Here is a 25,928-nt window from a genome sequence, read left to right as displayed (position 1 = left end):
GGGCGTATGTCACTGCCACTTGAGGGCCTGTCCGCGGTCGTCACGGGCGCCGGCCGGGGGCTCGGCCGGGCGGAGGCGCTGGAACTCGCCCGGCTCGGCGCGGCCGTCGTCGTCAACGACTACGGGCAGCCCGGCAGGGACGGCTCGGGCGCGGCCTCCACCGGGCCCGCGCAGGAGGTCGCGGCCGAGATCCGCGAGGCGGGCGGCAAGGCGCTCGCCCACACCGGGGACGTCGCCGACTTCCGGCAGGCCCGGGAGCTGGTGGAGTCGGCGATCAGCGAGTTCGGCAAGCTCGACATCCTGATCAACAACGCCGGCATCCTGCGGGACCGCATGGTCTTCTCGATGTCGGAGGGGGAGTGGGACACGGTGATCCGGGTCCACCTCAAGGGCCACTTCAACACCACCCGCTTCGCCGCCGCGCACTGGCGCGAGCGGTCCAAGGCGGCGCAGGGTCCGGTGTACGGGCGGATCGTGAACACCTCGTCGGAGGCGTTCCTCGCCGGCTCCGCCGGACAGCCCAACTACGCCGCGGCGAAGGGCGGCATCGTCGGGCTCACCACCTCCACGGCTCTCGCGCTCGCCAAGTACGGCGTGACCGCCAACGCCATCTGCCCGCGCGCCCGCACCCGGATGACCGAGGACGTCTTCGCGGGCTTCGAGCAGCCGGCCGACGGCCTCGACCCGCTCGCCCCCGAGCATGTCGCGCCGCTCGTCGGCTATCTGGCCTCACCGGCCGCGGGGCGGATCAACGGTCAGCTGCTCGTCGTCCACGGCGGCATGGTGGCGGTCGTCGAACGGCCGCGGGTGCGGGCCAAGTTCGACAGCAAGCAGGAGACCTTCACCTACGACGAGCTCGACGCGCTCCTCACCCCGCACTACGCCGAGCGGCCGCGGGGGGAGACGTTCGCGGCGGCGGAGGTGCTCGCGCTGAAGCGGGACTGACACGGGAACGGCCCCGTCCCCCGTGAGGGACAGGGCCGTACACCGTTCTCGCTGCCCGGCGTTCAGGCCGCGGTCTCGATCTCCTCGACCGGCTTGCGGTGACGGCCACGAGGGGCCGTCTCGCTGTCCTGGGCCGAGACCGGACCCCGGTGCCTGCCGTGACCGGCGGCCTCCTGGACGTCCGACGACGGCTGGGTCGTGCTCGCGTTGCTCATCGGTAAAGCTCACCCCGTCAAAACATGATCTTTCAAACAGCCGGGCGAGTTTAACCGGCCCACCACGGGGCGAATCCAGGCGGCCACGCCAACCGCCACTACTTCGTTACAAGACCGCCCAAGGGGGCTTGCTGCAGCGGCACGGGACGGGGCGTGACAGGATGCGGAGGGTCCGTTTCCGTCGGCCGGGACGACGCCGACAGCGGCCCCGGTTCCAGCCCTTCCCTCGGCGCTCCCCCCGGCCCTTCCGGTCGTTGCCCCTGCGTCTCCGCCGGTCTTTCCCGCTGCCCTTCCGCCGGCCTTTCCTCCTGTCCTTCCTCCGGCCGTTCCGCCGGCAGTTCCGCCGGCCATGTCTCCGGTCTCCATCCGGTCGAGGCCGCTTCGGCCGCCACCACCGCCTCCCCGGCGGCCTCCACGACCCGAGCCACCCCGCACCGCACCTGCGCCGTCGAGTAAGGCAGTCGGAGCACTCCGTCGGACGTCCACAACCCGGAACCCGCCAACCACCCCTCGGGCGCCGCGAGATGACATACCCGCCGCTCGGCCGGCCGCCACACCCCGACCCAGCTGCCGACCGGCCCGTCGATGCGCAGGGCCACCCCGCAGTGCTCCGGGGTCAGCACCTGCCCGGGCTGGATCGCGAACGGCGTCACCGCGCACTCGGGCATCCGCAGGCACTCCGGGAAGCGCACCGGCAACGCACTGCCCAGCACGCCCCAGCCCAGCCGCGGCCGTCCCGGCGAGGGCGCGTCCGACCCGATCAGCAGCAGTCCGCTGTCCGGGTCGGCGAGCAGCAGCCGGTCGTCGCTGTCGGCGGCGATCTGCAGCAGCGGCGACACCTCGCCGGCCCGCTCCAGATCGACCACGACGGCCTTGGTGCGGCCCTCGAACTCCCGGTCCAGGGCCAGTATCCGCCCGCTCCGGTCCAGCCACACCCCACCCGAGCAGCGCCCCGGGACCTCCGCGGCGCGCTCCGGCCCGAAGGTGCCCCCCGCCACCAGCCACACCGTGCTGGAGTGCCGGCCCACCGCGAGGGCGTACGCCTTGTCGCCGCCCGGGGCCGGGGGCAGCATCCGCATCCGGGCCCCCTCCTCGGGGCACTGGACCGCGCCGAGCGGCAGTTCACCGGTGCCGGGCCCGGTCGGGTAGAGCAGTGAGAAGACATGGCGTCCGTCGGTGCGGCGCCGGATCAGGACCCGGCCGTCGCCCATCGGGTGCACCTCGGTGCCGGGCTCCTCCGGCTGGTTGGCGGGCAGCGGCACGGCGTAGGGCTCGGGGCCGTCCAGGGTCCAGCGCTCCGGGAACCAGCAGTCGCCGTCCAGCGCGAGGCGGGCGGCGTAGGAGCCGTCCGCAGTGATCGTGCATCCCGCCCGAGGCGCATCGCCGTCCTCACGCTCCGCCGCGGACTCGATAGCACAGGCCGTCATGGTCCGGTCACCTCCAGTGACGAAGCTAGTTTTCGTACGCACAGACGTGGGATCGCCTGGCCTCCCCTTCACACAAAGGGGTGGCCCAGGAACGATTCGCCTGAGGAAAGGGGGCGATTGTGCTGGGCGGGCCGCGGACGGCGGCCGGCCGACCGCAGCGTGACTCTGGCGAAGATCACCGCAAGCGATCAGCACGGCCGGCCACCGCGGCCGGTCACAGAGGGCGACGACGGCCCTCGGCCAGGCCCGGCGAGAGCGGCGCCGGTTCAGGCGCAAAGAGGGGACAGGTAGCCTGTTCCTCGTGCCCCGTCTGTCAGAAGTCATCGCCGCGCTGGAGAACCTGTGGCCCGCCGAGCGGGCCGAGTCCTGGGACGCGGTCGGCACCGTCGTGGGCGACCCCGACCAGGAGGTCTCCCGGGTCCTGTTCGCCGTCGACCCGGTCCGCGAGATCGTGGACGAGGCGGTGAAGCTGGGCGCCGACCTGCTGGTCACCCACCACCCGCTCTACCTGCGCGGTACGACGACGGTGGCGGCCTCCACCTTCAAGGGCCGGGTCGTCCACACGCTGATCAAGAACGACATCGCGCTGCACGTGGCACACACCAACGCGGACACCGCCGACCCCGGCGTCAGCGACGCGCTGGCCGGCGCACTGGACCTGCGGGTCGTACGACCGCTGGTGCCCGACCCGTCCGACCCGGAGGGCCGCAGGGGCCTGGGCCGCGTCTGCGAGCTCGACCACCCCGTGACCGTCCGCGAACTCGCCGCCCGCGCCGCCGAGCGGCTGCCCGCCACCGCACAGGGCATCCGCGTGGCCGGCGACCCGGAGGCGACGGTCCGCACCGTCGCCGTCAGCGGCGGCTCCGGCGACAGCCTCTTCGACCAGGTGCGGGCGGCGGGCGTCGACGCCTTCCTCACCGCGGACCTGTGCCACCACCCCGCCTCCGAGGCCGTGGCCCAAAGCCCGCTCGCCCTGCTCGACGCGGCGCACTGGGCCACCGAGTGGCCCTGGTGCGAGCTGGCCGCCGCCCAGCTCGACGAGATCTCCGACCGGCACGGATGGGACCTGCGCGTCCACGTCTCGAAGACGGTCACCGACCCCTGGACCGCCCACGCGGCGTCCTCAACCACGGATACATCTGGAGCCCCCAACTGAACGCCGCGCCCGCCGACCAGATCCGACTCCTCGACCTCCAGGCCCTCGACGTCCGCCTCCAGCAGCTCGCGCACAGGCGCAGGTCGCTGCCCGAGCACGCCGAGATCGAGGGGCTGACCAAGGACCACACCCAGCTGCGCGACCTGCTCGTGGCCGCGCAGACCGAGGAGAGCGACTGCGCCCGCGAGCAGACCAAGGCCGAGCAGGACGTGGACCAGGTGCGCCAGCGCGCCGCCCGCGACCAGAAGCGCCTGGACTCCGGCGCCGTCACCTCCCCGAAGGACCTGGAGAGCCTCCAGCACGAGATCGTCTCCCTCGCCAAGCGCCAGAGCGACCTGGAGGACGTCGTCCTGGAGGTCATGGAGCGCCGCGAGTCCGCCCAGGAGCGGGTCGCCGAGCTGACCGAGCGGGTCGGCGCCGTGCAGGGGAAGGTCGACGACGCGACCGCCCGCCGGGACGCCGCGTTCGAGGAGATCGACGGCGAGGTGGCGACGGTGACGAAGGAGCGCGAGGTCATCGCCGGCGCCATCCCGGCCGACCTGCTGGGGCTCTACGACAAGCTGCGCGGCCAGCAGGGCGGCATCGGCGCGGCCAAGCTGTACCAGCGCACCTGCCAGGGCTGCCGCCAGGAGCTCGCCATCACCGAGCTGAACGAGATCCGCAAGGCGGCGCCGGACACGGTGGTGCGGTGCGAGAACTGCCGCCGGATCCTGGTCCGTACGGCCGAGTCGGGCCTGTAGGAGCCGGGTCGGTGCGGGAGTTCATCGTCGAGGCCGACGGCGGGTCACGGGGCAACCCGGGGCCCGCGGGCTACGGTGCCGTGGTGATCGACGCGGCCACCGGTCAGACGCTGGCCGAGACGGCCGAGTACATCGGTGTCGCCACCAACAACGTGGCCGAGTACCGGGGCCTGCTCGCGGGCCTGCGCGCCGCGCATGCCCTCGACCCCGCGGCCCGGATCCACGTCCGGATGGACTCCAAGCTGGTCATCGAGCAGATGTCGGGCCGCTGGAAGATCAAGCACCCCGACATGAAGCCGCTGGCCTTCGAGGCGGCACGGGTCTTCCCGGCCTCTCAGGTGACGTACGAGTGGATCCCGAGGGAGCAGAACAAGCACGCGGACCGGCTGGCCAACGAGGCCATGGACGCCGGAAAACGCGGGGAGCAGTGGTCGGCGGCCGCTTCCACGGCGGAGTCGGCGGCGGCTGACGCCAGGGCCGCCAGGGCCGCCGCCGGACCCGAACCGTCCGGGCCGCCCGCGGACGCCGCCGCGGGCGCGGCGCGGGCTCGCGCGGCCCTGGCGGAGGGCCGGGCCTCGGCCGCTCCCTCCGGTCCCTCCGCTCCTTCCGTCGAACCCGCGTCGACCGAGACCGCGACCGCGACCGAGACCGAGACCGCGACCGAGACCGAGGACGGTGCCAGGGCCGAGGCCGATGCCCGGGCCGCCCGCACCGTCGCCACTCCCTCCGCCGGCTGGGCCCCCGCCGACATGGGCGCCCCGGCCACCTTCGTCCTGCTGCGGCACGGCGAAACGCCCCTCACCCCTCAGAAGCGGTTCTCCGGCAGTGGCGGCACCGACCCCTCCCTCTCCGCCATCGGCCGGGAACAGGCCGAGAAGGTCGGCGCCGCCCTCGCCAGGCGCGGCACCGTCCAGGCCATCGTGTCGTCGCCGCTCGCCCGCACCCGGGAGACCGCCGGCATCGTCGCCGCCCGCCTCGGCCTGGAGGTGACCGTGGACGACGGCCTGCGCGAGACCGACTTCGGCGCCTGGGAGGGGCTCACCTTCGGCGAGGTGCGCGAGCGCCACCCGGACGACCTGACCGCCTGGCTCGCCGACCCCGAGGCGCGCCCCACCGGCGGCGGCGAGAGCTTCGCGGAGACCGCCACCCGCATCGCCGCCACCCGGGACAAGCTGACCGCCGCGTACGCCGGCCGCACGGTCCTCCTCGTCACGCACGTCACGCCGATCAAGACGCTCGTACGCCTCGCCCTGGGCGCCCCGCCCGAGTCCCTGTTCCGCATGGAACTCTCGGCGGCCTCCCTGTCGGCGGTGGCGTACTACGCGGACGGCAACGCGAGCGTACGGCTCCTCAACGACACGTCACACCTGCGCGCCTGAGCCTTCGAGACAGGCCGCCTCCCGCGCCAGCGCCTCCACCCGCCCCCAGTCCCGCGCCGCCACCGCGTCCGCCGGGGCCATCCAACTCCCGCCCACGCAGCCGACGTTGGGCAGCGCGAGATAGTCGGGCGCCGACGCAGGCCCGATCCCGCCCGTCGGACAGAACCGGGCCTGCGGCAACGGCCCGTACAACGACCTGAGATACGCCGTGCCCCCCGCCGGTTCGGCCGGGAAGAACTTCATCTCCCGCACCCCGCGCTCCAGCAGTGCCACGACCTCGGACGTGGTCGACACCCCCGGCAGGTACGGCACCCCGGACCCCCGCATGGCGTCCAGCAGTACGTCCGTCCAGCCAGGGCTGACCAGGAAACGCGCCCCCGCCGAGACCGCCCGCCCCACCTGTTCCGGAGTGATCACCGTGCCGGCCCCGACCACCGCGTCCGGCACCGCGTCCGCGACGGCCCGGATCGCCTCCAGCGCGTGGGGCGTCCGCAGGGTCACCTCGATCGCGGTCAGCCCACCCGCCACCAGCGCCCTGGCGAGCGGTACGGCGTCGCAGGGGGCGTCGACCACCACCACGGGCACGACAGGCGCGAGATCCAGGACGGAGGTCACTGAGGTCATGGCCCTCATCCTGCCGAGGGCGAGCACCCTGCGCACAGGGCGTTGCATGGGATGCAACGCCCTGTCGTGACCGGTACCCCGCCGTCAGTGGATCTCCGTCACCAGCACATCCAGCGTCCACGCCTTCCCGGCCTTCGCGGGCGCCTCCACCTCGACCTCGTACCCGAGGTCCCGCAGCGCCTCGACCAGCTCGGCAGGACCCGCCGGCGCGGCCCCGGCCGTCAGCAGACTCCGTACCATCCGCCCCTTGGTCGCCTTGTTGAAGTGGCTGACGACCTTGCGCGTCGGCGCGTGCAGCACCCGTACCGTCGCCGTCCGCCCGGCCACCTCGCCCTTGGGCTTCCACGCCGCGGCGTAGGCCGACGACCGCAGATCGAGCACGAGCCCGTCCCCGGCGGCCTCGGGCAGCACGTCCGCCATCGGCGTCCGCCAGTACGCGCCGAGCGCCCCGAGCCCGGGCAGCTTCACGCCCATCGAGCAGCGGTAGGAGGGGATCCTGTCGTTGACCCCGATGGCCCCCCACAACCCGGAGAACACCAGCAGCGAACGCCCCGCCCGGCGCTTCGCCGCCGTGTCCAGGGACGCCAGGTCGAGCGCGTCGTACAGCACCCCGGTGTAGATCTCCCCGGCGGGCCGCGCCCCCGCGCTCCGCAGCCCGGCGTTCTTGGCGACCTCGCCGCGCAGCCCCTCGCTCAGCCCGAGCACCTCCCGCGCCTTCTCCTCGTCGCCGCCGCACAGCTCGACCAGCTCGCCCAGCACGGCCTCACGGGCCCCGGTGAGCCCGGGCAGCGACAGCGACTCCAGCTTCAGGCAGGCACCCCGGCCCGACGAGGCCTTGCCTTCGGAAGGGGGCAGCAGGACAAGCACGGGTACTCCTTCGATCGAACTCCGCCACAGGGTACGGCGTGCCACCGGGCGACCCCCGCCCTACGGGTGCTGGTATGCCCCGCCGCGCGGCGGCATGCCGGCCGTGGCCTCCCGGATCTCTGCCACCACGCGGTCCGCGTCGTCGGCATGGAAGCGCACGAGGTGAACGTCACGCCGGCGACCGAGGAAGGTGAAGCAGGGGACGGGCTCGGCGAGTTCGAGCGTGACGGACGTCTGCGAGCCCACGGCGACGTCGAACTCCCCGTCGGCCCGCTCATGGGTGGTACGCAGCTCACGCCGCACGCCGGCGATCTTCTCCAGCGGTATACGAAGGTCGAGGTGGACGCCACGCCGGACGCGCAGGAAGCCGGAGCCGAGCACATGCGGCCGTACGACGGAGGCGGCGTGCAGTCCGACGAGGAGCACGACGGTGTACACGTCGAGCGCGAACCACATCCGGCGCACGGCCGGGAAGTCCCGCAGCAGCACCGACATGGTCAGCGACTCGACCACGCACACGAAGCCGAAGCCGAACATCATCGGCCCCTGCCCGCGCGCATGGCCGAAGGCGAGCCCGCCCTCCGGGACGTGCCGGCGCCGGACCGCCCACAGCCCCAGGCAGACCAGGAGCCGCAGTTCATGCCGCACGAGCGCACGCATGACCCTCATGGCCGCCCCTCGCCCGGGGCTTCCGTCAGGGTCCGCAGCGCCCGGCGGATCGCCTCCGCCTGCGCCGGGGCGAAGTCGGCGTAGAAGGCACGCAGGAAGCTGTTGTCCTTGTCGATGTCCGCCTCCGTGAGCAGTTCCCGAGGGATCAGCCCGGCGAGCAGCCGGGCCGCCTCGTCCACGCGAGGGTCGTCGGGCTCGGCGTCGGCGAGGGCGTCGAGCAGCGCGTACGCCTCGTGCGCCCGCGCCACCGCATCCGGGCTCCCGAGGGCGCCGCTCCACAGGGACATCAACTCCTCCCGGACCTCCGGCGACGCCGTCTGGTCGAGCAGCGCGAGGATCTCCCGGTCCTTGGCGGCCATGGGGGAGTCCGACGGCGGCGACGTCCGCGCGAACAGCTCACCCAGCTCCGCCGACACGGGCCCCTCGACGGACAGGGCGCCCTCCGTCTCCAGCAGCGCCCGCAGCCGGGCCCGCCGCTCCCGAAGCGCCGCCTCCTGCCGGGCGAGGTCCTCGTCCAGCTCGGTGAGCACCTCGACGAGATCCTTCCCGGCGTCCTCGGCCAGCACGTCCCGCACTTCCGCGAGCCCCAGCCCCAGCTCGGTCAGCCGCCGGATCCGGGCGAGGACGACGGCGTGCCGCAGGGTGTAGTCCCGGTAGCCGTTCGGGCGCCGCTCGGGCTCGGGCAGCAGCCCCTGATGGTGGTAGTGCCGCACGGTCCGCGTGGTGACGCCGACGGCGGCGGCGAGTTCTCCGATCCGCATGGGATCAGTACAGACGCTGACGTTGCGGCAGGGTCAAGGCGGCGGCTCGGCGCCTGACGGTCGTCGTGGTCGTGTGCCACGATCGAGGGAACGGTTCCTGATCTCTCGGGCAGGTGATCTTCGGATGTCCCAGGCTGGCGAGCGACCGAAGGAGGGGCGTGACATGACTGCCATGGCCCATGAGCCGCTCACGCAGGAAGAGGTCCTGCTGGAGGGCTTTCTCGCCCTGGACACCCCGGAGGGTTTCCGGGCCGAGCTGATCGAGGGGGAGATCGTTGTGACGCCGCCGCCGGACGGGGATCACGAGGACTACATCGGGCTGATCGTGAACCAGGTGATCAGGCGGTCACGGACCGACATGCAGTTCTCCGGGAACAAGGGGCTGAAGCTGCAGAGCGGAGGTGCCTGCCCGAAGGACCATGTGATCCCGGACGGTACATTCGCCCCCATGGAGCTGCGGCTCTACCGAGGTGCCGAATCCTGGATGCCCTGCGAGGGCGTCGCCATGGTCCTGGAGGTGACCTCCACCAAGCCCCAGGCCGACCGCGAGGCCAAACGTCGCTGCTACGCCCGTGGTGCCGTCCCCCTCTACCTCCTCGTCGATCGCGAGGCCTCCCAGATCACGCTGTTCAGAGATCCGGAGCGGGACGACTACCGCGAGCACTGCACCCGCCCGCTCGGCAAACCCCTCGCGCTTCCGGAGCCGTTCGCCTTCGAGCTGGACACGACGGACTTCCTCTGAACCACCAGGCGGCCGAGCCTCCGGTCGACCTCCCCGACGGTCCTGGCGACGGCCGCCCCCCGCAGGCCGGTAACATGGTCGACACGGCAGACGAGCCGGGCGGGCGGCCGCGTGGAGTCCCTCAGGGGGCTCCCCGAGGAACGTCCGGGCTCCACAGGGCAGGGTGGTGGCTAACGGCCACCCGGGGTGACCCGCGGGACAGTGCCACAGAAAGCAAACCGCCCGGCGCTCAGGCGCCGGGTAAGGGTGAAACGGTGGTGTAAGAGACCACCAGTGCCCAGGGTGACCTGGGCAGCTAGGTAAACCCCACCCGGAGCAAGGTCAAGAGGAGCGCCGTGAAAAGCGCTCTGCGCGGACGTTCGAGGGCTGCCCGCCCGAGTCCGCGGGTAGACCGCACGAGGCCGGCGGCAACGCCGGCCCTAGATGGATGGCCGTCGCCCAGGGCTCCGCGAGGAACCCTGGGAACAGAACCCGGCGTACAGCCCGACTCGTCTGCCGCTACCCCCCGACCAGGCCGGTGGCGGCGTCAGAGTGCGTCCAGCGCGCTCACCTTCCAGCCCTCGTCCGTGTGCGTCATCGTCATCCGCACCCGGTTCAGGTCCACGCGCGCGCCCGAGACCTGGGTGCTCTCGGTGACCTGGTTGACGAAGAGCAGGACCACGACCTCGTCGGGGGAGGCCGAGACGACGGAGGCGGCCGGGGTGCCGCCCGAGGCCGGGGCGGCGACCGTTGCCTTCACCGTGCCGCGGTACTTCCGGGCCGTCGGGGCGACCACGGTCTTCGTGGTCTTGGCGTACTCGTCGCGGAAGTCGCCGGTCAGGTGGGTGCGGGCGCGGGTGAAGTCCCGGTTCAGGGCGCGATGGTCGTAGGACAGGACGACCGGGGCCGCCGTGCGGGCCGCCGCGACCGCTTCCGTGCGGGCCGTTTCCGTACGTCGGGCGTCCAGGTGCTGCCGGCCCAGTACGGCGACCGCGGCCGCTCCCGCCACGAGCAGAACGCCGAGCAGTGCGGTGAGCAGCCTTCGGCGGCGGGGTGGGGTCCCGTTCCCCCGCTTCGGCGCGTCGTCCTCCTCGAAGGCTTCCGGTGACGGCTCCGGTGGGTCCTGCCAGCCGTTCTTCGGGGCTTCGATCAGGACCGTGCGGCCCGCCTGGGGGCGCTCGGCGGGGGTGTCCGAGTCGGCGTCGCGGTGGCCTCGTTCCGCGCGTTTGGCCGCCGCGCGGGCCGCGGCCGTCATCGCGCGGCGGGTGGGGGTGCCGGGGGCGCGGCTGGTGGTCGTCTTCGGCATGGCGGTACTCCTTGGTTCTGCTTGTCAGCCGACGAACTCGACGTCCGACGTCAGCCATCGGCCGTCCCGGTGCACCAGGTCCAACTGGAGGCGGTAGGTGCGCGCCTCGCCCTGAGGCACCGCGGTGTTCGTCACCTTGCTGTCGGCCACCACCAGGACCCGGGCCGAGGCGGCGTCGGAGCGGACGATGCCCGCCTCCAGGACCTGGCCCTGCGACACCGACTTGTTCTGGGCCACCAGCTGCGTCAACTGCTTCGTCCGGGCCGCGAACTGCTTCTTGAAGTCGCCGGTCGCGCCCGCCAGGACCCTCGCGCTGTCGCGGGCGTAGTGGCGGTGGTCGAGGGAGGTGAAGTTCAGGGCCGACTGGCGGGCCGCGGACAGGATGTCCTGGCGGCGTCGGTCCGTCTCGCGCTGGGCGAGAAGACCGAGGGTCAGCCAGATCGTCAGTGCTGTGGTGAGGACCGTCGCCGCGATCAGCCCCACCGTCACCGCCCTGGAGTTCAGTGCGCTCCTCATGCCATCGGGCCGACTAGCAGCCATTGCCACGACTCCTTTCCGAACACGGCCCGCTGGCCGCCCGTCGAGCCGATCTCGACGTTCCTTCCGTCCGGAGCGACGGTGGTGCCGGTCTCCGGGTCGTATGGGGTGACGTATGCGGTCTGGTTCGCGCCGCCGTACGGGCGCGACGCACCCGGGGCGTTCTGCGCGCCCCGCACCGATGACTCGCTGCCGCGCGGCAGCGTGCAGCGGGCCCGCGTGTTCGCCTCGCGGGTGCCGGTGTCCGCGGGGTCCCGGCGCGCCGTGCCGTACCCCTGCGTGCAGGCCGGGGGGTCGTCGGCGTTCAGCACCAGGCCGAAGTGGGTCGTGCCGTCGCCCGGGAGCACCGTGTAGCTGCCCGCCACCATCACCGGGAAGGTGACCAGTGCCTGTTCCACGCCGGGCAGGCGGGCCAGCGTCACCTGGCCGCCGCTGATCAGGTTCGCCAGCAGGACCGACAGCTCGGGGCCCGCCGATTTCAGCAGCGAGTTCACCTCCTGTGCCGCCGGCCGGGCGTTGCCGACCAGCTTGCGCAGGTCCCCGTCGCTCGCCTTCAACCGGGCGGTGAGCGCGGCCAGGTCGGCCGCGAAGGACTTGATCGACGAACCCTGGTCCGCCTGTGTCTTCAGGACCTTGCGGGAGTCCTCGATCAGCGCGATCGTCTCCGGGAGCGCCTCGGACGCCGACTCGACCAGGTCGTTGCCCGAGTCGACCAGGCGGCTCAGGTTCGGGCCGGTTCCGGCGAAGGCCTCGCCCAGTTCGTCGACGGTCACCCGGAGGTCCTTCTTGCCCACCGAGTTCACCAGGCGGTCGAGGCTGAGGACCAGGTCCGTCGTAGGCAGCGGGACGCGGGTGTTGCGGCGCTCGATGCTGCTGCCGTCGAGGAGGTACGGGCCATCGGACGTGCGGGGCTGCAGGTCGACGTACTGCTCGCCGACCGCCGAGCGGTTCGCGACGACGGCAAGGGTGTCCGCGGGGATGTCGGGCGCCCCGTCCCGGATGTCGAGGGTGATAGAGACCCCGTCCCCGCCCCGCAGACGCAGCGCGCCGACCCTGCCCACCGGCACCCCGCGGTACGTCACCTCCGCGCCGGGGAAGACGCCCCCGGAGTCGGGGAAGTCCGCGCGGACCGTGTAGCCGCGGTCCAGGACCTCGTCGACCAGCCCGGTGTACTCGGCGCCCACGTAGGACACGCCGACCGCGGTGAGGGTGGCGAAGGCCAGCAGTTGGACTCTGACCGTACGGGTGATCACGGCTGGACCCCCTTCAGCATCAGCTCGGCGAGTTCGAGGTCGATCCCGTCAGGCCGGTCGCCGCTGCCAGGCGCGTAACCGGCCGTGCACACCGGCGGGCACAGCAGCTCACCGCCGTCCCCGGAGGGGACGGAAGGGGACGGGCGCACGTTCGGGCCGTTCGGCAGTGCCGTGGGCGCCGGTACGCCCGGCAGCTCCGGGAGGTCGGGTGCGTCCGGCAGTTCGGGGGTCTCGGGCAGTTCGGGTTCCGGACTCTTCCCGTCCGTGCCCCGGTCGCCCGGCTTCTTCGTCACGTTGCCGTAGATCCCGGCCAGATCGAGGTCGGCGGTGATGTGCAGGTTGACGTAGTCGCCCTTGATCGCGTCCACCGCGTTGCGTGGGAACGGGTAGGTCGTCAGCAGCTCCAGGGAGTTGGGCAGGTCGTCGCCCGCCTTGTTGAGCTGCTGCAGGATCGGGCGGAGCTGCTTGAGGTTGGCGACGGTGTCGTCGTGCGAGGCATTGACCACCTCGGTGCCCGTCCGGCCGAGCTTGGACAGGGCCGTCAGCATCCTCGTCAGGTCGCGCCGCTGGTCGGCCAGGACCTTGAGGGCCGGGGGCATCTCCTCCACCGCCTCGGCGATGGTCTCCTTCTCCTTGCCGAGACGTTCGGCGAGCCGGTCCACGGCCTTCAGTGCCCGGACGATGTCCTTCTTCTGTGCGTCCAGACCGCCCAGGAACGTGTCGAGCTCCTTCAGCAGGGACCGGACGCGGTTTTCCCGTCCCTCCAGCGCCTTGTTCAGCTCCACCGTGATCGTCTTCAGCTGTGCGACCCCGCCGCCGTTGAGCAGGGCGGACAGGGCCGACAGCACCTCCTCGATCTCCGGGTTGCGACCGCTGCGGGAGAGGGGGATCACGTCGCCTTCGGTCAGGCGGCCCACCGGGGGCGTGCCCGTCGGCCTCGACAGCGCCACGTACTTCTCGCCGAGCATGCTGGTCTGCCGCAGTTCGGCGATCGCGTTCGCCGGCAGCTTCACCGAGTCGGCGACCCGGAGGCGCACGCGCGCGTGCCAGCCGTCCAGTTCCACTGTCTCGACTGCGCCGACCGTGACGTTGTCGACCTTCACCGCCGACTGCGGCACCAGGTCCAAGACGTCTCGGAACTCTACGGTGACGTGGTACGCGTCGCCGTCCGCCGCGGCGCCGCCCGGCAGCCGCACGTCGTACCAGCCGTTGACCTCGCAGCCGGTCAGCAGCAGCGCACCGACCGCCGTCCAAGCCGCCGCCCCGCCCTTGCCCAGCCCTCTCATGCCCTCGCCCCCAGGATGCCGCCGAGCGTGCGGTCGACCGTGCCCGTGACCGCCGTGCCGCCCCGCGGCACCTCCGGCAGGGAGCCGAACAGCTTCCTCAGTTCGGCGCAGTCGGGGTTCGTGCCGCCCTCGTCACCCGTCGTCCTGAGCAGGGAGCACAGCAGCGACGCCGGATCCTGCGCCTGATCGGCGTTGTTACGGGTGTCGAGGGTGCCGGCCGACGGGTTGTAGGCGTTGTTGAGGTTCGACATGCCGGCCGGGGCCACCTCCAACAGCTCCTCCAGCGCCGCCCGCTGGGTGACGAGCACCTTGGTCACCTTGCTCAGACCCTCCACGTTCGAGGTCAGCGCCTTCTTGTTCCGCTTCACGAAGGCCGACACGTCACCGAGCGCCGTGCCCAGGTTCTTCAGCGCCGCCGCCAGCTCCTCGCGCTCGCCGGCCAGTTGCTCGGCGACCTTCGCGAGGCTGCTGTTGAACGACCGCACACTCTTGTCGTCGGCCGCCAGCGCCGCCGTGAAGACCTGGAGGTTGCGGACCGTGCCGAACAGGTCCGTGCGGCCGTCGGAGAGGGTGGTGACCGCCTTCGAGAGGTCCTCGACCGTCCGGTGGAGGTTCTTGCCCTGGCCGTCCAGGTTGTCCGCGCTCACCCCGAGCAGCCGGGACAGGGCGCCGTCCTTGTTGGCGCCGTCCGGGCCGAGGGCCTCGGCCGTGCTGTGGAGGCTGTCGAAGACGCGGTCCAGTTCGACGGGGACGGCTGTGCGCGACTCGGGGATCTCGTCCCCGGTCCGCAGCACCGGACCGCTGCCCCGGTACACCGGCAGCAGCTGAACGTAACGGTCGCTGACCACCGAGGAGTTGATGATCGCCGCCTGTGCGTCCGCCGGGACTTCGCGGCCGGCGTCGTACTCCAGCTCGACCCGCACCCGGCCGCCCTCCGGCGTGATCGAGACGACCTCGCCGATCCGGACGCCCAGGACGCGGACGTCGGAGCCGGGGTAGATGCCGACGGTGCGCGGGAAGTAGGCGGTGACGCGGACCGGTTCGGGGCGCGGCCACAGGACGTAGGTGAGCGCGGCGACGAGGGTGAGCGCCATCAGCAGGGCCGCGCGCTTCTTCCAGCGGTTGCTCACTGCGCCCCTCCCGTCCCGGTCCCCGTCCGCGGCACCACCGGGGCGGCGACCAGGTTCTGGACGTAGGAGTCGAACCATCGGCCGTTGCCCAGGGTGTTGGTGAAGACGCGCACGTAGGGCGCGAGGAGCTTGATGCTCCGGTCGAGGCCGGCTTGGTTGCGTTCGAGCATCTCCACCACACGGTTCAGGCCCTTGAGCGCGGGCCCGATCTCCTTGTCGTTGTCCTGGACCAGGCCGGAGAGCTGGACGCCGAGCGCGGCGGAGCTCTTCAGCAGGGTGTGGATCGCCTCGCGGCGTCTGCTGATCTCCCTGAGCAGCTTGTCGCCGTCCTTGACCAGGGTGGTGAAGTCCGACGAGCGGTCGGCCAGGACACCCGTGACACCGTTCGCGTGGTCGAGCAGCTCACGCAGCGCCTTGTCGCGGGTGGCCACCGTCCGGGAGATCTGCGACAGGCCCTTGATCGACGCCCGTACCTCTTGCGGTGAGTCCTCGAAGGTGGCGGAGATGGTGTCCAGGGCCTGCGCCACACGGTCGGTGTCGACCTCCTCCGTCGTGGTGGTGAGGTCGCTGAAGGCCTGCACGACGTCGTACGCGGGCACCGTGCGCTTCAGCGGTATCTCGCTGCCAGGCGCCAACCGGCCGCTCCCCTCGGGGTGCAGGGCCAGGTATTTCGCGCCCAGGATCGTCTTGACGCGGATCGACGCCCCGGTCCTCGTGCCGAAGGCCGGATCGCCCTTGATCTTGAAGGTGACCTTGACGTGGTCGCCGTCCAGGTCGACCTCCTGCACCTTGCCGACCTTGACCCCGGCGATCCGCACCTCGTCGCCCGGCTTGAGCCCGCCCGCCTCCGCGAAGGCAGCGCTGTAGGTGTCGCCGTCGCCGATGACCGGCAGCCGGTCGGCGTTGAACGCGGCCACCGTCAGCAGCGCGAGGACGGTGAGGCCGACGGCGCCGACGACGGCGGGGTCGCTCCCCCGCCGCCCGAAGGGCGCGGGACGTGTTCCGGCACGGAAGGGGGACAGGCGCGGGAGCCGTATGCGAGGCGGCTCGACGCGGACCTTGAACAGCGGCTCGGGACGGTTCCTGCGGCTCATGCCCCGCACCTCGCCCTCGCCACGTGCAGGTCGGGCGTCAGCACCTGCTTCGTCCTCGGCAGCACGATCCGGCCGTCGAAGTCACACAGGTAGAAGTTGAACCACGAGCCGTAGGACGCCGTGCCCGTCAGCTCGTTCAGCTTGTTCGGCAGCCGCTTCAGCACGCCCTCCACGGTCTTCTCGTTGTCGTTCAGGGTTCCGGTGAGCTCGGTCAGCCCGGCGATGTCGTCCTTCAGCGGCGGCCGCGCGTCCTTCAGCAGGCCCGAGGTGGCCGCCGTCAGATCGCCGATGCTCACCAGGGACTGCCCGATGGGCCTCCGGTCGGCGGAGAGACCGGAGACGACCCGGCGCAGCTGCTTGAGCAGGCCGGAGAAGCGGGCGCCGCGCTTGTCCAGCGTCCTGAGCACCGTGTTGAGGTTGTCGATCACCGAGCCGATCAGCTTGTCGCGGCCGGCCAGCGTCGAGGTGAGCGACGCCGTGTGCACGAGCAGGCTGTGCACGGTGCCGCCCTCGCCCTGGAGGGTGCGGACGATCTCCGTGGCGAGCTGGTTGACGTCCTTCGGGCTGAGCGCGGCGAAGAGCGGTTTGAAGCCGTTCAGCAGGGCGTTGAGATCCAGCGCCGGTTGCGTGCGCGACAGCGGGATCGTCGCGCCGGGGCGCAGCCGGGTGTGGTCGCCCGTTCCCTCGGTGAGCGCGACGTAGCGCTGACCGACCAGGTTGCGGTACCGGATGACGGCGCCCGTGCCGGTGAGCAGCGGCCGGTCCCGGCTGACCGTGAAGGTGACCTCGGCCAGTGTCCGGTCCTTGATCCGGATGCCCTCGACCTCGCCGACCCTTACCCCGGCCACCCGGATGTCGTCGCCCTCCTCCAGGCCGGTGACGTCGCTGAAGACCGCCCGGTAGGTGTCCTTCGGGCTGAAGGAGATGTTCACGATGGTGGCCGCGAGCAGGGCCGTCGCCAGGATCGTCACCAGCGCGAAGAGACTGAACTTGATCAGCGGGGCGGCGGTCTGCCGGGCGCCCTTGGACTTCGTACGGCTCATGCCACACTCACCGCCGTTCCGCGCGCCAGCGGCCCGAACAGCAGCGTCGTGACCGGCGGCACCTCATCGGCGGGCACCCCGAGCACCGGGGCCACGAGCGAGCCGACCGCCCGTTGCTCGGTCCGGGTCGCGGAGACGCCGAGCGGGCCGCCCGGGGACGAACCCGGCTTCCTGGAACCGTCGTCGAGGTGGGCGCCCGGGGACGGCACCCGAGGGTGCGGCAGGCCGTGGCAGTTCGGCCCCGACCGGTCGGCGTACCGCGGCTCCTCGCCCGGCTCGTACGCCCCCTGCGGCCGTACGACCTCCAGCGTGATGTGCATCTTGCCGCCCCGGAACGCCTCCTCGGACACCTTCTCCTGCCGGACCAGGCCGGCCAGCAGACAGGGGTACTCGGGGGAGTAGCGGGCGAACAGCTCCAGTGTCGGGCGGGAGACCCGGCCGAGGGTGATGAACCGGCCGCCGTTCGCGTCGAGGAAGTCCTCCGCGGTGCCCGCCACGGTCGCCGTGGCGCTGAGCGCCGCCGCGAGCTGGTCCTCCTTCTCGACGATCGTGCGACTGGTGGTGACCGTGTTGCGCAGGATCTCCAAGAGGTCGGGCGCCGCGTCGCCGTAGATCTCGGCGACCTCGGCGAAACGGGCGATGTCCTCGGTGAGGGACGGCAGATGGGGGTTGAGGCGGCGCAGGTAGGACTCCAGGCGTGTGAGGTTGTCCCCGATGCGGTCGCCGCGGCCTTCGAGGGCGGTGGCGACGGCGGAGAGGGTGGCGTTGAGCTTGCCGGGCTGGACCGTCCGCAGCAGGGGCAGCAGGTCGTTCAGCAGCTGCTGCACCTCGATGCCGACGCGGGTGCGGTCCTGGGTGATGACGTCGCCGGCGCGGATCGGGCGAGCCGACGCGGCCCCGGCGGGCGGGACCAGGTCGACGTACTTCTCGCCGAACAGCGTCTTCGGCAGCAGCCGGGCGTGCACGTCCGAGGGGATGCTCGCGACGTGCTCCGGCTTGAGCGCGATGTCCAGCCGCGCCTTCGTCCCGTCGGCGTGCACCTCGCGCACCTCACCGACCAGCAGCCCGCGCAGTTTCACGTCGGCCCGCGGATCGAGCTGGTTGCCGAGGCTGTCGGCCTCCAGCGTGATCCGTACGACCGGCGTGAACGCCTGCTGGTAGACGGCGACCGACAACCCCAGCAGCAGCGCGAGCACGGCGATGAACACGACGCCGTACAACCGCAGTCTCAGCGCTCTCATCCGGCGGCTCACCCCGCTATCCGCACGGTCGTGTTGGCGCCCCAGATCGCCAACGACAGGAAGAAGTCCAGGACGTTGATCGCCACGATCGAGGTGCGCACCGCACGGCCCACCGCCACGCCGACGCCCGCCGGGCCGCCGCTCGCGTAGTAGCCGTGGAAGCAGTGGACCAGGATGATCAGGACGGCGAAGACGAGCACCTTGCCGAAGGACCACAGCACGTCGACCGGGGGCAGGTACTGCTGGAAGTAGTGGTCGTAGGTGCCGGCCGACTGGCCGTAGTACCCGGTGGTGATCGTGCGGGCGGCGAAATACGAGGACAGCAGACCGACCACGTACAGCGGGATCACCGCGACGAATCCGGCGATCATCCGCGTCGTCACCAGGAACGGCAGCGAGGGCACGCCCATGACTTCGAGCGCGTCGGTCTCCTCGCTGATGCGCATCGCGCCCAGCTGGGCCGTGAAGCCGGCGCCGACGGTCGCCGACAGCGCGAGGCCGGCCACCAGCGGGGCGATCTCCCGGGTGTTGAAGTACGCCGACAGGAACGCCACGAAGTTGGAGGTGCCGAGCTGGTTGAGGGCGGCGTAGCCCTGGAGGCCGACCTCGGTGCCGGTGAAGAAGGACAGGAAGGCGATCACGCCGACCGTGCCGCCCACGACGGCGAGCGCACCGCGGCCGAAGCTCACCTCGGCCAGCAGCCGCAGGATCTCCTTCTTGTAGCGGCGCAGGGTGCGGCCGGTCCACGCCAGCGAGCGGCCGTAGAAGGAGAGTTGGGCGCCGAGCTCTTCGAGCGAGCGCACAGGGCGTTGCAGCGGTCTCATCGGCTAACCCCTCTGCGGGACGACCTGGAAGTACACCGCGGTCATCACGAAGTTGGTCACGAACAGCAACATGAAGGTGATCACCACCGACTGGTTCACCGCGTCGCCCACACCCTTCGGGCCGCCCTTCGCGGTGAGCCCCTTGTACGAGGCGACGATCCCGGAGATCGCTCCGAACACGAGTGCCTTCACCTCGGCCGCCCACAGGTCGGAGAGCTGGGCGAGGGTGGTGAAGGAGGCGAGGTAGGCGCCGGGAGTGCCGTTCTGCAGGACGACGTTGAAGAAGTAGCCGCCCGCCACGCCGACCACCGACACCAGCCCGTTGAGCAGGACCGCCACCAGCATCGACGCCAGCACGCGCGGCACGACCAGCCGGTGGACGGGGTCGATGCCCAGTACCTGCATCGCGTCGATCTCGTCGCGGATCTTCCGCGCCCCGAGGTCGGCGCAGATCGCCGTACCGCCGGCGCCCGCGATCAGCAGCGCGGTGACGATCGGCGAGGCCTCGCGCAGCACGGCGAGCACGGAGGCGGCGCCGGAGAAGGACTGGGCGCCGAGCTGCCGGGTCAGGCTGCCGATCTGGAGGGCGATGACCGCGCCGAACGGGATGGAGACGAGCGCCGTCGGCAGGATGGTGACACTGGCGACGAACCACGCCTGCTGGATGAACTCCCGCGCCTGGAAGGGCCGTCGGGGGATGGTCCGGACGACGTCCAGCGCCATCGCGAACAGGCTTCCCGAGTGCCGCAGCGCTCCGATCGGTGACAGGCTCATGCGCCGGCCCCCGCCTTCTCGTGCAGCGCGTCCTCGCGCCGGGCGATCGCCTCCCAGCGCGGTGGCCGCGCGATGTTCGGCCCCGGCAGCAGGCGGGGAGTCAGAGCCTGACTGCCGGGAGACTGTGCGCCCTTGCCGTCGCTGTCGCCGAGGGCGGCGAGCTCCTGCTCGACCTGGGCGGCGTCCTTCTCCTCCGCCATGCCGATCGGTCCTTGCATCCGGCCGTTCAGGAACTGCCGCACGACGGGCTCGTCGCTGGTCAGCAGCTCCTCACGCGGGCCGAACATCACCAGCTCGCGGCGGAACAGCAGCCCGATGTTGTCCGGGACCTGGCGGGCCGAGGCGATGTCGTGCGTGACGATCAGGAAGGTCGCGTCGATCTGGGCGTTGAGGTCGACGATGAGCTGGTTGAGGTAGGCCACGCGGACCGGGTCGAGGCCCGAGTCGGGCTCGTCGAAGAGGATGATCTCGGGGTCGAGGACGAGGGCGCGGGCCAGCCCGGCCCGCTTGCGCATGCCGCCGGAGATCTCGCCGGGCAGCTTCCCCTCGGCGCCGATCAGCCCGACCATGTCCATCTTCTCCAGCACGATGCGCCGGATCTCGCTCTCGGACTTACGGGTGTGCTCGCGCAGCGGGAAGGCGACGTTGTCGTACAGGTTCATCGAGCCGAACAGCGCGCCGTCCTGGAACAGCACACCGAACAGCTTCCGCACCTCGTACAGGTCGCGCTCGCGCAGCTGGGTGATGTCCCGGCCCTGGATCGTGATCGACCCGCGCTCCGGCTTCAGCAGTCCGACGAGCGTCTTGAGGAACACCGACTTGCCCGTGCCCGAGGGGCCGAGCATGACCGAGACCTCCCCGGCCGGCAGCGTCAGTGAGACGTCCTGCCAGATGACCTGGTGTCCGAAGGACTTGGTCAGCCCTTCCACACAGATCTCGACACCCATCCGGTTCACCCTTCGGCCCGTGGAGCAGCTCCGACATCTGCTCTACGGGGAGGTGACGGGCGTCCGTCGTTTCCATGACGGATTTTTTTCGGAAGGGGGTGAGGGGTGGGGGATGGGGGCTGGATCACGGTCGTACGCGGCTGTGGCGGCCCCGTGCTCGTGGCTGCGACAGCCCGCGTCCGTGGCTGCGTCGGCCCCGCGTCCGTGGCTGCGTCGGCCCGCGTCCGTGGCTACGGCACCGTGCTCGTCGTCGGGCTCGGGAGCGAGGGGGAGGGTACGGCGGCGGAGTCGTCCGGGACGACCGCCGTGGAGGTCGGATCGACGGAGGGCTCCACCGGCAGCTCGGGGACCTCGGGCGGTTCCGGCACGTCCTGCAGCTCCGGCACGTCCGGCACCTCCGGGGTCAGCGGCACGTCCGGTGCGGACGGCACCGGCAGCGCGGACACCGGGATCGCGGGGAACTGAGGGACCTCCGGCACGTCCGGCACCTCCGGCAGCGACGGTACGGACAGCGGGAGGAGCGACTCGCGCGCCGGGGAGCCGGTGGCGCCCCGTCCGGACGCGGCAGTGGGCGTGTTCCCCCGAGGCGTACGACCCGCACCCGTGCCGTCGGGCCGCAGCGCCTGCGTGCCGTCCGGCGTGGCGACGGCGGGCCGAGGCGCCGTACCGCCGCCCTCCCCGCTCCCGTCGAGGGCGTACGGCAGCACGAACCCGGCCACCGCGAGGGTCGCCGCCGTCGAAGCCACCGCCACGGCGTGCACCTTGCCGCCGCCGCGCGGCCGCCCCCACCCGATGAGGAACAGCGCGCACCCGAGCGTCGCCGCCAGCGACTGACGCAGCGTCCGCCGGGCGCGGGCCAGCAACGACTCGACGGTCCGGTAACTGAGCCCCATCCGCACGGCGACCTGCGCCACGTCCAGGTCCTGCGACTTCAGCCGCAGCGCCTCGGCCTGCCGCGCCGGCAGCTCACCACTGCGCACCGCCAGCCACTTCGCCTCGGCCCGGTCGCACACCGACTCCTCGACGGGGACCGGAGCGGGGGCGACCAGGGTCGGGCTCGTCCGTACCTGCGCCTCGCGGCTGACCTGGCGGTAGCGGTCGACGCACAGCCGCATCGTGACCGTCGTCAGCCAGGCCGCGAGCCGCTCGTCGTCCAGATCGGGGCGCTCGGCGGCCCGCAGCATCGCCTCATGCACCGCGTCCTCGGCGTCCTCCGCACTCATCGACCTGCGCCGAGCCACCTTGAGCAGCTGCTCACGGTGGCTCCACATGCGCCGCCACCGTTCGTCGGCGGCGTCCATCGCCGCAGGTGTCCCCGCGGGCATGTCCGCAGGCATGTCCGTCGCCATGAGGGCCCCTTCGCGCTCCTGTGCCTGAACCCCGGCCGGGCGGGTCGTCGGCCCGCCGATCGCCGCCCTGCCGGACCGCCCGCACGGCTCCCTGAACATCGAGGGCGCCGCCCGGTCGGCGGTGGGCGACATTACCGCCGGGTATCGGCGGTTGTGGAGGGGGTGGCGGTCATCGAGTCCGCGCTGTTACTGGCCGGTCGCGGGTGAGCGCACCCGCGACCCGTTCGGCGTCAGCCTGACGGCGGCTTGCGCACCCCGCTCAACGCCTCGTCCGCCCGCTGGTCGACGATGTGCGTGACCAGGTGCTGGGCCGCGCCGAACACGACCGCCCAGCCGAGGATCTGCGCGGAGCTGTCGAGGTTGCTCAGACCCGGGATGAAGGCCGCCTTGATCAGCAGGATGCCGGCCAGGGCGGACAGCGCGCCCACCGGGAACTTCAGCACCGCCGCCGCCAGCGGCAGGCGGAACTGGTACTGCGTGGCGTGGTTCGCATGGATCCGGTGCACCGCCGTGACCACGGTCAGAGCCGCCCCGATGAGTCCCGCGAACTCCACGGTCAGGACGTCCAGGGCGTCGGTGTAGGGGGCGGTGTCGATGTCCATGGTGGTGGCGGAGGAGGGCGGGTCCGCGGGGGGCGTGCTGTCGGCGGGCACCTCGTGTTCGCCGGTGGGGCAGACCACGCGGTTGCCGGGCGGCAGGGGGGTGAAGCACAGGTCCAGGGACTCCTTGTCGGCGTAGCCCCACAGCGCCAGTCCGGCCAGCCCCAGCGTCGCGGCCCCCGTGACGATCCAGAGCAGGTCCGCCAGGAGCCGCACCCGCCGGTACCTGCTGCCCAGGATCGCGTAGGCGAACAGCAGGGCCCGGACGAGGGTGCCCCGTTCCTCGTCGGTGACGGGCCCGTCGCCGCTCTCCGCCCTCTCGCTGATCTCCTCGACCGCCCGTCGATGCGGGGAGTCCTCCGCCAACTGCTGGCGCACCGTGGCCAGGACCTCGGGCATCCTCGCCCGGACCTCGTCGTCGGTGGCCACGGAGAGCAGGTCGGCCTCGGCCGCGCGGATGTTCGACCAGATCCGCTCCAGCGTCCCGGACCGGGGCCGGAACCTCGACGCGGTCAGGCAGGCCGTCTGGGCCTCGTCGAGGTGCCGTCTCGCTCCGTCGATCACCGCCCGGCGCCGTTCGCCGCCGTCGGCCACGACCCGGAGCTCCTCCGCGGCGAGCTGGGTGCTCAGGCGGGCGATCACGGTCAGCGGCAGCTCGCGCCAGGACGCGAGGCTGTGCCGACGCCGCGTGGTCATCCGGGCCTCCGGGGCTCTCTCGATCATCACCAGTACGACACGACCGCGGCCCCCACGGCCAAGCGACCTGCTCCGCACGGGTGAGGCCCCCGGCGCACGCACCGGCCCCGCCCTGTCTCCTCCGCCGCGCCGCATCACCACTACGGGCTATCCCTGGAGGCCGAGCCGCCGGGCTTCCTCTACTCAGGAAGGAGGAACCGGTCCGTTGGAGGCAAGCCGTGGACGACACCCGCAAGCTCCCTCTCGTGTATGTCCGTGGCTTCGCAGGCGGCACCCGCGGCATCGACAAAGCCGTCGGCGACCCGTTCTACGGCTTCAACGAGGGATCCACGCATGTCCGCGTCGGCGCCCACAACCAGCCGCTCTTCCACCAGTTCGAGAGTCCGCTGCTGCGTCTGCTCCGCGAGGAGGGCTACGAACTCCTCGTGCAGGGCAGCCAGGAGACCTACCTCGCCGAGCACGACAAGATCCCCGCGCACACCGTATGGATCCACCGGTTCTACGACCGCTCGGCCAGCACCTGGGGCGGCCGCCCCCAGGAGTACCAACTGGAAGCCGCCGCCGCCGACCTGCTCGACCTCATCGACCGGCTTCTGGAGAAGACCGGCGCCCCCGCGGTCCTCCTCGTCGCCCACTCCATGGGCGGCCTCATCTGCCGCTGCCTGCTCCAGAAGGTCCTGCCCGACCGGGGGCGTGCCGCCGCCGACTGCGTCGCGAAGCTCTTCACGTACGGCACCCCGCACGGCGGCATCGCCTTCGACGCGGGGGGTGGGTGGTTCGAGCGGATCCGGGACACCCTGGGCATCCAGGGCGCCGACATCTTCGGGCCCCGGCGGATGTACGAGTACCTCACCCCGCAGGCCGAACGGGACCCGGGCGGCCCACCCGAGGGCTGGGACGCACGCCGGATGCCGGACGGTCCCGGGACGCTGCCCCGCGAGCGGGTCTTCTGCCTCGTCGGCACCGACCCGACGGACTACGACGTCGCGTTCGGGCTGTCCGCGGCGGCCGTCGGGCCGCGCAGCGACGGGCTCGTGCAGATCGAGCGGGCGTATGTGCCGGGTGCGCACCGGGCCTTCGTGCATCGCAGCCACAGCGGGCGCTACGGGATGGTCAACTCCGAGGAGGGGTACCAGAACCTGCGGCGGTTCCTCTTCGGTGACACCCGGATCGAGGCGTCCCTGGTCGACTACCGGCTGCCCGGCGGCGACGACGTGGTGTGGCAGGCCGAGGTGCGGCTCTCGGTGCGCGGGCTGCCGGTGGTGATGCACGAGCGGCTCGCCGCCCACTGGTGCCCGATCCAGCTGGAGCCGCCCGCGGACGGGGCCGAGGCGTCGGTGTCGCTGGCGACCACCTTCCTCAACAGCGGTCTGCGGGCGAGCACGGACGAGCCGATGCGGTTCGTCCTCGACCTGCGGCTCATCTCCCTGCGCGAGCGGCGCGGCATCCTCAGCCTCGGTGACCACCTGGAGCAGTCCGCCGACTTCTCCGACACCCTCGTCATCGACGTGGGCACCCCGCAAGCCGGTCCCGGTATCTGGGCCACCTGGAACTCGGACATCGAAGGTGCCATCCGCGACCACCGGGTCGCCGGAGAGCCCCGTGTCGACGAGGACCCCACCCCGGAGCGCTGGGTCGCCCACCTCAGCCTGCCCACCACCGCCGCGCCCCTCGTCGGCCGCGAGGCGAGGATCCGGCTCGTCGCCACGCCCTGGACCTGAGGCCGCCCTGGCCTGACGCCCGTTCGGGTCCGTTCGGGTCCGACACCCGCCCTGGTCCGACGCCCGTCACCGATCCGGGCCCAGTGAGCGCCTCCTGACGTGGGCCAGGTGGCGGGTGAAGACCTCGCGGGTGTCGGGGGTCAGTGTGCGCAGGGCCACCAGGGCCGTGATCACGACGTCGCACAGTTCGCCCTGTACGTCCTCCCAGGTGTGGCTGACGCCCTTGCGCGGGTTCTGCCCGGTCGCCCCGATGACGGCCTCGGCGACCTCGCCGACCTCCTCCGACAGCTTCAGCATGCGCAGGAGCAGGCCCTCCCGGCCGCCGACGGGTCGGTCGCGGTCGAGCCAGGTCCACAGGGCGTCGATGGAGTCCCAGAGGTCGGCCGCAGCTACGGCGGGGGACTCGGCGGCGGTGTCGGAAGGAGTGGCGGCCTGATCAGTCATGCGCGCAGCGTGGCACGGGGGCGGGGGCGGGGGCGGCGGACACTCGCGCCGCCACTCCATGGGCGGAGCCTGGCACGGGGGCGGGGGCGGCGGACACTCGCGCCGCCACTCCATGGGCGGAGCCTGGCACGGAGGCGGGGTGACAGACACCCGCGCCGCCGCTCCATGGGCGGAGCCTGG

The 25,928-nt window shown here is 72.1% G+C and carries 26 protein-coding genes and 1 other RNA gene; 7 read left to right on the top strand and 20 right to left on the bottom strand.

Features of this window, described 5'->3' with window-relative positions; genetic code table 11:
* Positions 1 to 6 precede the first annotated feature (6 nt).
* Positions 7 to 945, top strand: a complete 939-nt coding sequence (locus tag ACWCPI_RS04945; RefSeq protein WP_451036759.1) for a 3-oxoacyl-ACP reductase — start codon at positions 7 to 9, stop codon at positions 943 to 945.
* A 62-nt stretch (positions 946 to 1,007) separates the two neighbouring features.
* Here the strand turns inward: ACWCPI_RS04945 and ACWCPI_RS04940 are convergent, their stop codons facing one another.
* Together ACWCPI_RS04940 and ACWCPI_RS04935 are read right to left on the bottom strand one after the other, a co-directional pair.
* Positions 1,008 to 1,160, bottom strand: coding sequence for a hypothetical protein (locus tag ACWCPI_RS04940; RefSeq protein ID WP_451036758.1), 153 nt, complete (start codon positions 1,158 to 1,160; stop codon positions 1,008 to 1,010).
* A gap of 98 nt (positions 1,161 to 1,258) precedes the next feature.
* The gene (locus tag ACWCPI_RS04935) at positions 1,259 to 2,587 is read right to left on the bottom strand and encodes a hypothetical protein (protein WP_451036757.1); all 1,329 of its coding nucleotides are present in this window, start codon (positions 2,585 to 2,587) and stop codon (positions 1,259 to 1,261) included.
* 301 nt (positions 2,588 to 2,888) lie between these two features.
* On the opposite strand from ACWCPI_RS04935, the gene ACWCPI_RS04930 reads away from it, so the two are divergent.
* Genes ACWCPI_RS04930 through ACWCPI_RS04920 form a run of 3 tightly spaced genes read left to right on the top strand, consistent with a single transcriptional unit; the run spans position 2,889 to position 5,862 of the window.
* Positions 2,889 to 3,743 carry a Nif3-like dinuclear metal center hexameric protein gene (locus ACWCPI_RS04930; protein ID WP_451036756.1) on the top strand — a complete coding sequence of 285 codons (855 nt, stop codon included), beginning with the start codon at positions 2,889 to 2,891 and terminating at the stop codon, positions 3,741 to 3,743.
* The gene (locus ACWCPI_RS04925; protein WP_388800517.1) at positions 3,740 to 4,483 is read left to right on the top strand and encodes a zinc ribbon domain-containing protein; all 744 of its coding nucleotides are present in this window, start codon (positions 3,740 to 3,742) and stop codon (positions 4,481 to 4,483) included. The genes ACWCPI_RS04930 and ACWCPI_RS04925 overlap by 4 nt, the downstream gene beginning before the upstream one ends.
* 11 nt (positions 4,484 to 4,494) lie before the next feature.
* Positions 4,495 to 5,862, top strand: coding sequence for a bifunctional RNase H/acid phosphatase (locus ACWCPI_RS04920; RefSeq protein WP_451036755.1), 1,368 nt, complete (start codon positions 4,495 to 4,497; stop codon positions 5,860 to 5,862).
* Here the strand turns inward: ACWCPI_RS04920 and eda are convergent.
* The 4 genes from eda to ACWCPI_RS04900 all read right to left on the bottom strand — a co-directional run bounded on the left by eda (position 5,845) and on the right by ACWCPI_RS04900 (position 8,783).
* A complete protein-coding gene (gene eda / locus ACWCPI_RS04915; RefSeq protein WP_451036754.1) occupies positions 5,845 to 6,486 on the bottom strand; it encodes a bifunctional 4-hydroxy-2-oxoglutarate aldolase/2-dehydro-3-deoxy-phosphogluconate aldolase in 642 nt (213 codons plus the stop codon). The genes ACWCPI_RS04920 and eda overlap by 18 nt on opposite strands.
* An 84-nt stretch (positions 6,487 to 6,570) precedes the next feature.
* On the bottom strand, positions 6,571 to 7,353 hold the full coding sequence (yaaA, locus tag ACWCPI_RS04910; RefSeq protein WP_451036753.1) for a peroxide stress protein YaaA: 783 nt from the start codon (positions 7,351 to 7,353) through the stop codon (positions 6,571 to 6,573).
* Positions 7,354 to 7,413: 60 nt separating this feature from the next.
* Positions 7,414 to 8,022, bottom strand: a complete 609-nt coding sequence (locus ACWCPI_RS04905) for a hypothetical protein (protein WP_451036752.1) — start codon at positions 8,020 to 8,022, stop codon at positions 7,414 to 7,416.
* Positions 8,019 to 8,783, bottom strand: coding sequence for a MerR family transcriptional regulator (locus tag ACWCPI_RS04900; RefSeq protein WP_451036751.1), 765 nt, complete (start codon positions 8,781 to 8,783; stop codon positions 8,019 to 8,021). Before ACWCPI_RS04900 ends, ACWCPI_RS04905 begins: the two co-directional genes overlap by 4 nt.
* Before the next feature lie 163 nt (positions 8,784 to 8,946).
* Here ACWCPI_RS04900 and ACWCPI_RS04895 point away from each other — a divergent pair, with 163 nt between their 5' ends.
* Positions 8,947 to 9,525: a Uma2 family endonuclease gene (locus ACWCPI_RS04895; protein WP_451036750.1), complete on the top strand. Its 579-nt coding sequence runs from the start codon at positions 8,947 to 8,949 to the stop codon at positions 9,523 to 9,525.
* A 91-nt stretch (positions 9,526 to 9,616) separates the two neighbouring features.
* Positions 9,617 to 10,020: RNase P RNA component class A (gene rnpB, locus ACWCPI_RS04890), an RNA gene on the top strand.
* A gap of 31 nt (positions 10,021 to 10,051) precedes the next feature.
* Here rnpB and ACWCPI_RS04885 read toward each other — a convergent pair.
* The 13 genes from ACWCPI_RS04885 to ACWCPI_RS04825 form a co-directional block, all read right to left on the bottom strand.
* Complete coding sequence (locus ACWCPI_RS04885; protein WP_451036749.1) at positions 10,052 to 10,810, bottom strand: hypothetical protein; 759 nt, start codon at positions 10,808 to 10,810, stop codon at positions 10,052 to 10,054.
* 24 nt (positions 10,811 to 10,834) lie between these two features.
* Positions 10,835 to 11,326 (bottom strand): hypothetical protein, encoded by a 492-nt coding sequence (locus ACWCPI_RS04880; RefSeq protein ID WP_451036748.1) that lies wholly within the window; start codon positions 11,324 to 11,326, stop codon positions 10,835 to 10,837.
* Entirely contained in the window at positions 11,323 to 12,600 is a 1,278-nt protein-coding gene (locus ACWCPI_RS04875; RefSeq protein ID WP_451036747.1) for an MCE family protein, read from the bottom strand. The genes ACWCPI_RS04880 and ACWCPI_RS04875 overlap by 4 nt, the downstream gene beginning before the upstream one ends.
* The gene (locus ACWCPI_RS04870; RefSeq protein ID WP_451036746.1) at positions 12,597 to 13,886 is read right to left on the bottom strand and encodes an MCE family protein; all 1,290 of its coding nucleotides are present in this window, start codon (positions 13,884 to 13,886) and stop codon (positions 12,597 to 12,599) included. The genes ACWCPI_RS04875 and ACWCPI_RS04870 overlap by 4 nt, the downstream gene beginning before the upstream one ends.
* On the bottom strand, positions 13,883 to 14,980 hold the full coding sequence (locus tag ACWCPI_RS04865; RefSeq protein WP_451036831.1) for an MCE family protein: 1,098 nt from the start codon (positions 14,978 to 14,980) through the stop codon (positions 13,883 to 13,885). The genes ACWCPI_RS04870 and ACWCPI_RS04865 overlap by 4 nt, the downstream gene beginning before the upstream one ends.
* Positions 14,981 to 15,012: 32 nt before the next feature.
* Positions 15,013 to 16,110 carry an MCE family protein gene (locus tag ACWCPI_RS04860; protein ID WP_451036745.1) on the bottom strand — a complete coding sequence of 366 codons (1,098 nt, stop codon included), beginning with the start codon at positions 16,108 to 16,110 and terminating at the stop codon, positions 15,013 to 15,015.
* Complete coding sequence (locus ACWCPI_RS04855; protein WP_451036744.1) at positions 16,107 to 17,153, bottom strand: MCE family protein; 1,047 nt, start codon at positions 17,151 to 17,153, stop codon at positions 16,107 to 16,109. Before ACWCPI_RS04855 ends, ACWCPI_RS04860 begins: the two co-directional genes overlap by 4 nt.
* Entirely contained in the window at positions 17,150 to 18,394 is a 1,245-nt protein-coding gene (locus ACWCPI_RS04850) for an MCE family protein (RefSeq protein ID WP_451036743.1), read from the bottom strand. The genes ACWCPI_RS04855 and ACWCPI_RS04850 overlap by 4 nt, the downstream gene beginning before the upstream one ends.
* Before the next feature lie 8 nt (positions 18,395 to 18,402).
* Positions 18,403 to 19,218 carry an MlaE family ABC transporter permease gene (locus ACWCPI_RS04845; protein WP_451036742.1) on the bottom strand — a complete coding sequence of 272 codons (816 nt, stop codon included), beginning with the start codon at positions 19,216 to 19,218 and terminating at the stop codon, positions 18,403 to 18,405.
* Positions 19,219 to 19,221: 3 nt separating this feature from the next.
* On the bottom strand, positions 19,222 to 19,992 hold the full coding sequence (locus tag ACWCPI_RS04840; protein ID WP_451036741.1) for an MlaE family ABC transporter permease: 771 nt from the start codon (positions 19,990 to 19,992) through the stop codon (positions 19,222 to 19,224).
* Positions 19,989 to 20,939 carry an ABC transporter ATP-binding protein gene (locus ACWCPI_RS04835; protein WP_451036740.1) on the bottom strand — a complete coding sequence of 317 codons (951 nt, stop codon included), beginning with the start codon at positions 20,937 to 20,939 and terminating at the stop codon, positions 19,989 to 19,991. The genes ACWCPI_RS04840 and ACWCPI_RS04835 overlap by 4 nt, the downstream gene beginning before the upstream one ends.
* A 230-nt stretch (positions 20,940 to 21,169) precedes the next feature.
* Positions 21,170 to 22,288 carry a sigma-70 family RNA polymerase sigma factor gene (locus ACWCPI_RS04830; RefSeq protein ID WP_451036739.1) on the bottom strand — a complete coding sequence of 373 codons (1,119 nt, stop codon included), beginning with the start codon at positions 22,286 to 22,288 and terminating at the stop codon, positions 21,170 to 21,172.
* A gap of 230 nt (positions 22,289 to 22,518) precedes the next feature.
* Entirely contained in the window at positions 22,519 to 23,610 is a 1,092-nt protein-coding gene (locus ACWCPI_RS04825) for a hypothetical protein (protein WP_451036738.1), read from the bottom strand.
* Positions 23,611 to 23,801: 191 nt separating this feature from the next.
* Between ACWCPI_RS04825 and ACWCPI_RS04820 the strand changes: the two genes are divergently transcribed.
* Complete coding sequence (locus tag ACWCPI_RS04820) at positions 23,802 to 25,304, top strand: esterase/lipase family protein (protein WP_451036737.1); 1,503 nt, start codon at positions 23,802 to 23,804, stop codon at positions 25,302 to 25,304.
* Positions 25,305 to 25,370: 66 nt separating this feature from the next.
* Here the strand turns inward: ACWCPI_RS04820 and ACWCPI_RS04815 are convergent, their stop codons facing one another.
* Positions 25,371 to 25,748 carry a MazG-like family protein gene (locus ACWCPI_RS04815; protein WP_451036736.1) on the bottom strand — a complete coding sequence of 126 codons (378 nt, stop codon included), beginning with the start codon at positions 25,746 to 25,748 and terminating at the stop codon, positions 25,371 to 25,373.
* Positions 25,749 to 25,928 lie beyond the last annotated feature (180 nt).

Source organism: Streptomyces sp. NPDC001920 (assembly GCF_053594495.1).
This window is presented reverse-complemented; position numbering and strand designations above follow the sequence as displayed.